Here is a 6,505-nt window from a genome sequence, read left to right as displayed (position 1 = left end):
GCTATCCCTTCCTCTCCCCGCTATCTCACGATAGTCAGGATGCAGAATCGCTATTGGGTTCACCGGTAGCGGGTGTCCCAGAGGACTTGCACCTCAGATGTACAACATGCCCGTCGTACATAAAAAAACCTTATTTCTGTTTAAGACAGAAATAAGGTTTTTTAAGTGCGCATATGAGCTTATGAACTGCTGTTTTTACTCTGTATCATCCATACTCAGTACTGATAAGAAGGCCTCCTGAGGGACTTCAACCGAACCGATGGCTTTCATCCGCTTCTTGCCGGCCTTCTGCTTTTCAAGAAGTTTACGTTTGCGGGATACATCTCCGCCGTAACATTTAGCCAGCACATTTTTGCGCAGGGCTTTAATATCGCTTCTGGCCACAATTTTTTGACCAATTGCTGCCTGAATCGGCACTTCAAACTGCTGGCGCGGAATAATCTTCTTCAGCTTATCGACAATCAGCTTCCCTCGCTCATAAGCAAATTCCTTATGGACAATAAAGCTGAGCGCATCAACCTTGTCACCATTAAGCAAGATATCCATCTTCACCAGCTGAGACGGACGGTACTGAGAAATCTCGTAATCAAAGCTGGCATAGCCCCGTGTGGAGGATTTAAGCTTATCAAAAAAGTCAAAAACAATTTCCGCCAGAGGAATCTGATAGATAACATTCACACGGTTATTATCAATATAATCCATAGTCACAAAATCACCGCGCTTGCGCTGCGCTAATTCCATAACAGCTCCGACAAACTCCTGCGGCACCATAATCTGGGCTTTAACGTAAGGTTCTTCAATTTTTTCTACCTTAGCCGCTTCCGGAAATTCAGACGGATTGGACACTTCCAAAAGTGTCTTATCAGTCGTATGGACATGATAGACAACAGACGGCGCTGTCATAATTAAATCAATATGGAACTCACGCTCCAGCCGCTCCTGAATCACATCCATGTGCAGAAGCCCCAGGAAACCGCAGCGAAAACCAAAGCCTAAAGCCTGTGATGTTTCCGGCTCAAACTGCAGACTGGCATCGTTAAGCTGAAGCTTTTCAAGTGCTTCGCGCAAATCATTGTATTTATTGGAATCAATAGGATAAATCCCCGCAAAAACCATAGGATTCATCTGCTTGTAACCATGCAGCGGAGCAGCTGCCGGTTTATCTGCCAGAGTAATCGTATCACCGACACGTGTGTCAGCAACTGTTTTTATGGAAGCCGCAAGATAGCCGACATCTCCTGTTGCCAAAAAATCACGGCCCACTGCTTTAGGAGTGAAGATCCCAACCTCAGTGACGTCAAAAGTCTTGCCATTAGACATTAGCTGAATTCTATCGCCCGGTCTGACGATACCGTCCATTACCCGAATCTGTAAGATAACACCGCGGTATGCATCATAAACCGAATCGAAAATCAAAGCCTGCAAAGGAGCTGCAACATCTCCCGCAGGAGCTGGTACTTTTTCCACTACCTGCTCCAAAATTTCTTCGATACCTATTCCTGCTTTAGCAGAAGCCAGAACGGCTTCGGAGGCATCGAGACCGATGACATCTTCGATTTCCTGACGGACACCTTCCGGATCAGCGGCCGGCAAATCAATTTTATTAATAACAGGCAGAATTTCCAAATCATTATCCAAAGCCAGGTAGACGTTGGCTAAAGTCTGTGCCTCAATCCCCTGAGCTGCATCTACCACTAAAAGAGCTCCCTCGCAGGCAGCTAAAGAGCGGGACACCTCATAGGTAAAGTCCACATGCCCAGGCGTGTCAATCAGGTGAAAAATATAGCTTTCACCGTCTTTGGCACGGTAGTTCAGTTCGATCGCATTCAGCTTAATGGTAATCCCGCGCTCCCGCTCCAAGTCCATGCTGTCCAAGAGCTGATCCTGCATTTCCCTGCTCGAAACCGTTTCCGTCTGCTCTAAAATACGGTCAGCCAGTGTTGATTTCCCATGGTCAATGTGCGCAATAATAGAAAAATTGCGAATTTTTTCCTGACGCTTACGTAATTCCTGAATATCCATTATTTTCCTATACCTTTAATTCTTACTTTTTATTATAACAAAAAAGCAAGCCCCTTACCACTTGCTGAGAAATTTTACATGGTTAAAAGCCTTTTTTCATACAAATACCGCACTAGCTATTAAGCTAATAGTGCGGCATCTTTTTAGGCAGCTATGCCTCTCTGTCACTTTTAGAAACGTTCACTACTGTACTGATATCAGTCTGCCTTTTTTGATAGATGATATGAAGGTCAGACAGGCTGCAGTTCTGGCTTGGAATTATTTTTTTGATTAGGCAGGACTTCGTCTTTTGTGAAAAAGGTTCTGAGAGGATAACACTGCCATTATTAGTCCAAACAAGGGCATCTGCTTGGTACTCTTCATTAATAAGCAGCTTACTTAGCCAAAGCCTGTCCATACTGTAAAAAGCAGTAACTTCTATCTTATTAACCATTTCGTAATGATTAAGGAGATAAAGGCACAGTCTGTTTTGATCATAAATGAAAACCGATTCTTCCTCAAATTGCAATCTCTTTTCCACCTCTTCTCCTTTTGAATATTTTTACAAAAAATCCATTATCTGTCGGAAATACAAAAAGAGACACTGTTAAGCGGCCTTAAATGCTTTTCTAAAAACACGGTTTAAGATCAGCCCTATTAAACAGCATCTGTCATTCCATTTAGAACCGTCAAACGGCTCAGTCCAGCGTAATTATTTGTCTTCCTTACGCTTTGCTTCTTTAAACCTCTGCTTTAAAACAGAGTTCTTACCTAAAAAAATAGAATCCAAACTAATACCATAGTAATCCGCTACGGCACGAGCTAATTTTACCGGAATATTTGAGCTGTCCTCTTCATATTTCGATAAGGTATCCACAGAGATAGCCAAACTTTCTGCAACTTCTTCAAGACTTAAATCATAATTTACCCTGAGGGCACGTAAGGTCAACTTTTCCACCTTCAGTCTCTCCTTTCCTTGTCCACCTGCTATTGGGTGATTTTCACAGCCAACAGCAGGTGATTTCAGCAGGCTCAGAACCACTATTTTTTACAAGAGCAAGCCAAATTAATGAGCTGGCATTCCGATTTGATTATATCAATCTGCCTATAAACAAATTCATAAAAGATACTCCTATTATAATTCGATTTAAATCACAAGTCAAGACTTTTTTCGCGAAAAATTCTCTTTCTTATTTACAATTGCCAATTAAAACGATATCATGTAATTAAGGATAAAAAACAAACCTATAGGAGGTACCCCATGGGACGCGGTAAATTAACCCCACAAGATTTAGTGGCCATGAAAATTGTATCCGCTAATTTACAGAGACTTTTAAAAGAAAGCGGCGTAAAGCAGGCGGACTTAGCTACAACACTCGATATTCCCAAGAGCAGTTTGAACGAGTATGTTAAAGGCAGAAGTCTGCCGAAATCCGGTAATGTGCAAAAGCTGGCCGATTACTTCGGTCTGAAAAAATCAGAAATCGATCCACGATTCTCACATTACAATTATACTGCTTCGGCTATGCTTGAAAATATCAACAAAGCTGCCAGTCAGCTGAGCGAACAAAGGCAGGAAATTGTGCTTGATTTTGCTCACCAGCAAATAAAAGAGCAGCAGAAAACAGCTGAATCAGATTCTGATACTGATGGTGCTGACAAAAATGGTAATTATCAAAAAGTTGTTCAGAACTATCTGAACGAGGAAGCTAAAGAAGACTAGGCAATCCGATTAAGCAAGAGAAAAAAGCTAAAGACTTATGCCAAACTTGAAACAGCACCTATGAAGATGTCTAGCTTTACGGCAGCATTTCTGACGGTACTGGTGTTTGGGCTGATTATGAAAAGCCTAAAACTACTGACTAGCTTGATTCTGTGCCCAAGCATGGCTTGGCTTTGCGCCTAGGCGGTGACAGCATGGAGCCACTCTTTTATAGCAGTTTCTGTTTCTCAACAATGAAGCTTAATTGAGTTCACTTCTCCTAATCCTCAATATAATGCATCATCTTAAAAATTGTCGGCTAAGCTCAGCCGATAGAAGTTTAAAAACCAGCCCGTATACAGGGCTGGTTTTTAGATTATTTCCGGTCGAAACAGGCAAGACCTGCTTCTGATGATAGATTAGCTATCAGTCCTCTTTAAACCACAAACCGATTTCACGTTTGGCTGAAGCTGCTGAATCCGAACCATGAACAACATTTTCAATAGACTGATTAGCACCAGCCGCTTGAGCAAAATCGCCTCGAATGGTTCCCGGCAAAGCTTCCTGCGGTTTAGTTGCCCCCATCATCAACCGCCAGCTGGCAATAACATCGTTTCCAAACATTACCCCAATCACTAGCGGCCCGCTGGTCATATAAGCAAGCAAATCAGGAAAGAAAGGCTCATCAACCAGGGCAGCATAATGCGCTTTTAACAAATTTTCATCAGCCCGGAACAGCTCTAACCTTTCAATAGCAAATCCTCTCTTTTCAATGCGGCTCAGCACCTCCCCGATTAACCCCCTGCGCACAGCATCAGGTTTAATCATAAAAAATGTCTTCTCCACTTACCCACTCACCTTTCTCCTATTATTTCCTACCATTTTACCATAAAAGCACAGGCGGCGAAAACATCTGCCCTTGATTTTCCTTCCGGCAAATATTGCAGAAAATTGAGCCGTCTAAAATTCCAGTAAAAAAGAAAAGCTCTACTCAGTTATTACCCTTCAATAAGAAGCATAAACGACTGGGAGCGGGACAGAACTCTAATTATAGAGTTCGTTGTCCCACCCCCGCAAGACCTTGCAGGCAGTTTAAAGCTTTGAAAAATCAAATAAAGTACCGCTAGACGACTAGCGTTCTGCTGAACAGAGTTGAGACGACTTTGAAAGCTTAAATTTTTGCTGCATCCTTCTAGCCGTCTTGACAGGGGTGCGCAGACGAAATCAGAGATTTCTGGCTTACCGCCAGCCGTAAACGACTGAAAGCTTTGTCGTCTTAACAGCCGACCGCACCCTCCTAGTCGTTCTGGCAGGGGTGCGCAGACGAAATCAGAGATTTCTGGCTTACCGCCATTTTCATACGGATTTTTTAACGGGCTTTGTATCTTGATAAAAGCACTGCTCAAAAGAAAAAGATGGTGCTTATCCACCATCAATAGGCATGTGATAAGAAAGAAACCGCTGATAAGGTTAGTCGTTTTCTAGAATCAAAGGTGGCTGGGCAAAAACTAGTTTCAAAATAAAACCACACAGTGATTTCTGTCTCGAAAACAATCAAGATGAAAGAATCACGGTGTGGTTTTTGAGTATTTGAAGTTTTTGAGGGGAGATTCTTGGCCAATTTCGTGAGATTCATGCTCATGAAGAGGAGACCAACCTCAGTTTGGACGGCTTGATGACCTCGAACATGAACTCGGCGTACGCCAAAAACACGCTTCAATCCGCCAAAAACGGGTTCGACATCGCTTTTCCGTTTAGCGTAGAGACGAGAGCCTTTTTCACTATGCAATGCTTCCTTTATGAGTTCTTTAAAGTAAGCCCAAGTCGGATTATAATGAATCTGTTTCTGATACCCCTTTTCAGTTTTGGCAAGGTCTTCCAGCTCTGGAGTGTCCTGAACCTTATCCGCCTCATAAATCTTGAAATCTCGCTCAAAACCATACTTATCCGTGCGACGAGAGTACTTCTTAAAGAAATAAACAACGCCATCAGGTTTAATAAACTGGTCCGTCTCTTCGAGGTAGTCCCAATTATTGGGATTAGTAGGACTGTTCTGATATTTCCTCGTCAATTCCTTCTGGTACATACCATAGGGGATCAGAGGTGTTTTCTCCAGCTCATCCATTATAAAAACGTAGTTCTCTTCACTTCCATAACCTGCATCGGCTACAATGTGTTGGAATAAATCCAGAGTTGGGATAGATTCGAGGAAAGGCTTTAGAGTTCGAGTATCTGTTGGATTGGGAAAGATGTCATAGGCAAGAACATATTGACCATTGGTGGCCGCTTGGACATTGTAGCCAGGTTTGAGCTGGCCATTCTTCATATGATCCTCTTTCATCCGCATAAAGGGAGCGTCATGGTCTGTTTTAGAAAAGGAATTGCGATTTCCAAGGATTACTCTTGCTTCTTCGTAACGCTGTTTACGAGGAATGACATCTTTCCTCAACTGATGGCGGACTTTCTTGAGGCGACGTCTCTTCTGTTTATTAGCAGAACCTCCCTTAATAACTTTTGGTTCCTCAGAAATAGTTTTCTCAACCTCCACTAAGGCTGCTTCTGTCTTTTCAAGTCATTCTTCTAAACCTTGACTGGTCTCCCGTTCTTCTTTGGATAGGGCTATGTTCACACCCTCTTGAACGAGCTGGTCATAGAGTTCTGAGATTTTCCCGTTTAATGCTTCTTCGTACTTAGTGACGGCTTTTTTCCAAGTAAAAGAATAGCGATTGGCATCAGCTTCTAGCTTGGTGCCATCTATAAAGAGAGCGTCGTCTTCAATCATGCCATTCTCACGCATGAGCA

Annotated in this window: 5 protein-coding genes and 1 pseudogene; 1 reads left to right on the top strand and 5 read right to left on the bottom strand. The window is 42.7% G+C overall.

Features of this window, described 5'->3' with window-relative positions:
- Window positions 1-195: 195 nt before the first annotated feature.
- The 3 genes from lepA to AB3329_RS11445 form a co-directional block, all read right to left on the bottom strand.
- On the bottom strand, window positions 196-2,022 hold the full coding sequence (gene lepA / locus AB3329_RS11455; RefSeq protein WP_368396288.1) for a translation elongation factor 4: 1,827 nt from the start codon (window positions 2,020-2,022) through the stop codon (window positions 196-198).
- Between the two features lie 151 nt (window positions 2,023-2,173).
- The gene (locus AB3329_RS11450) at window positions 2,174-2,542 is read right to left on the bottom strand and encodes a hypothetical protein (RefSeq protein WP_368396287.1); all 369 of its coding nucleotides are present in this window, start codon (window positions 2,540-2,542) and stop codon (window positions 2,174-2,176) included.
- Window positions 2,543-2,713: 171 nt separating this feature from the next.
- On the bottom strand, window positions 2,714-2,992 hold the full coding sequence (locus AB3329_RS11445; RefSeq protein WP_368396290.1) for a helix-turn-helix domain-containing protein: 279 nt from the start codon (window positions 2,990-2,992) through the stop codon (window positions 2,714-2,716).
- 270 nt (window positions 2,993-3,262) lie between these two features.
- On the opposite strand from AB3329_RS11445, the gene AB3329_RS11440 reads away from it, so the two are divergent.
- Window positions 3,263-3,724 carry a helix-turn-helix domain-containing protein gene (locus tag AB3329_RS11440; protein ID WP_368396286.1) on the top strand — a complete coding sequence of 154 codons (462 nt, stop codon included), beginning with the start codon at window positions 3,263-3,265 and terminating at the stop codon, window positions 3,722-3,724.
- Between the two features lie 405 nt (window positions 3,725-4,129).
- Here the strand turns inward: AB3329_RS11440 and ndk are convergent, their stop codons facing one another.
- Both ndk and AB3329_RS11430 read right to left on the bottom strand, forming a co-directional pair.
- A complete protein-coding gene (gene ndk, locus AB3329_RS11435; protein WP_368396285.1) occupies window positions 4,130-4,549 on the bottom strand; it encodes a nucleoside-diphosphate kinase in 420 nt (139 codons plus the stop codon).
- A 586-nt stretch (window positions 4,550-5,135) separates the two neighbouring features.
- A pseudogene (locus AB3329_RS11430) lies at window positions 5,136-6,505 on the bottom strand (transposase); the annotation flags it as partial.

It is taken from the genome of Streptococcus huangxiaojuni (assembly GCF_040930515.1).
In the GTDB taxonomy this organism is placed as follows: domain Bacteria; phylum Bacillota; class Bacilli; order Lactobacillales; family Streptococcaceae; genus Streptococcus; species Streptococcus huangxiaojuni.
This window is presented reverse-complemented; position numbering and strand designations above follow the sequence as displayed.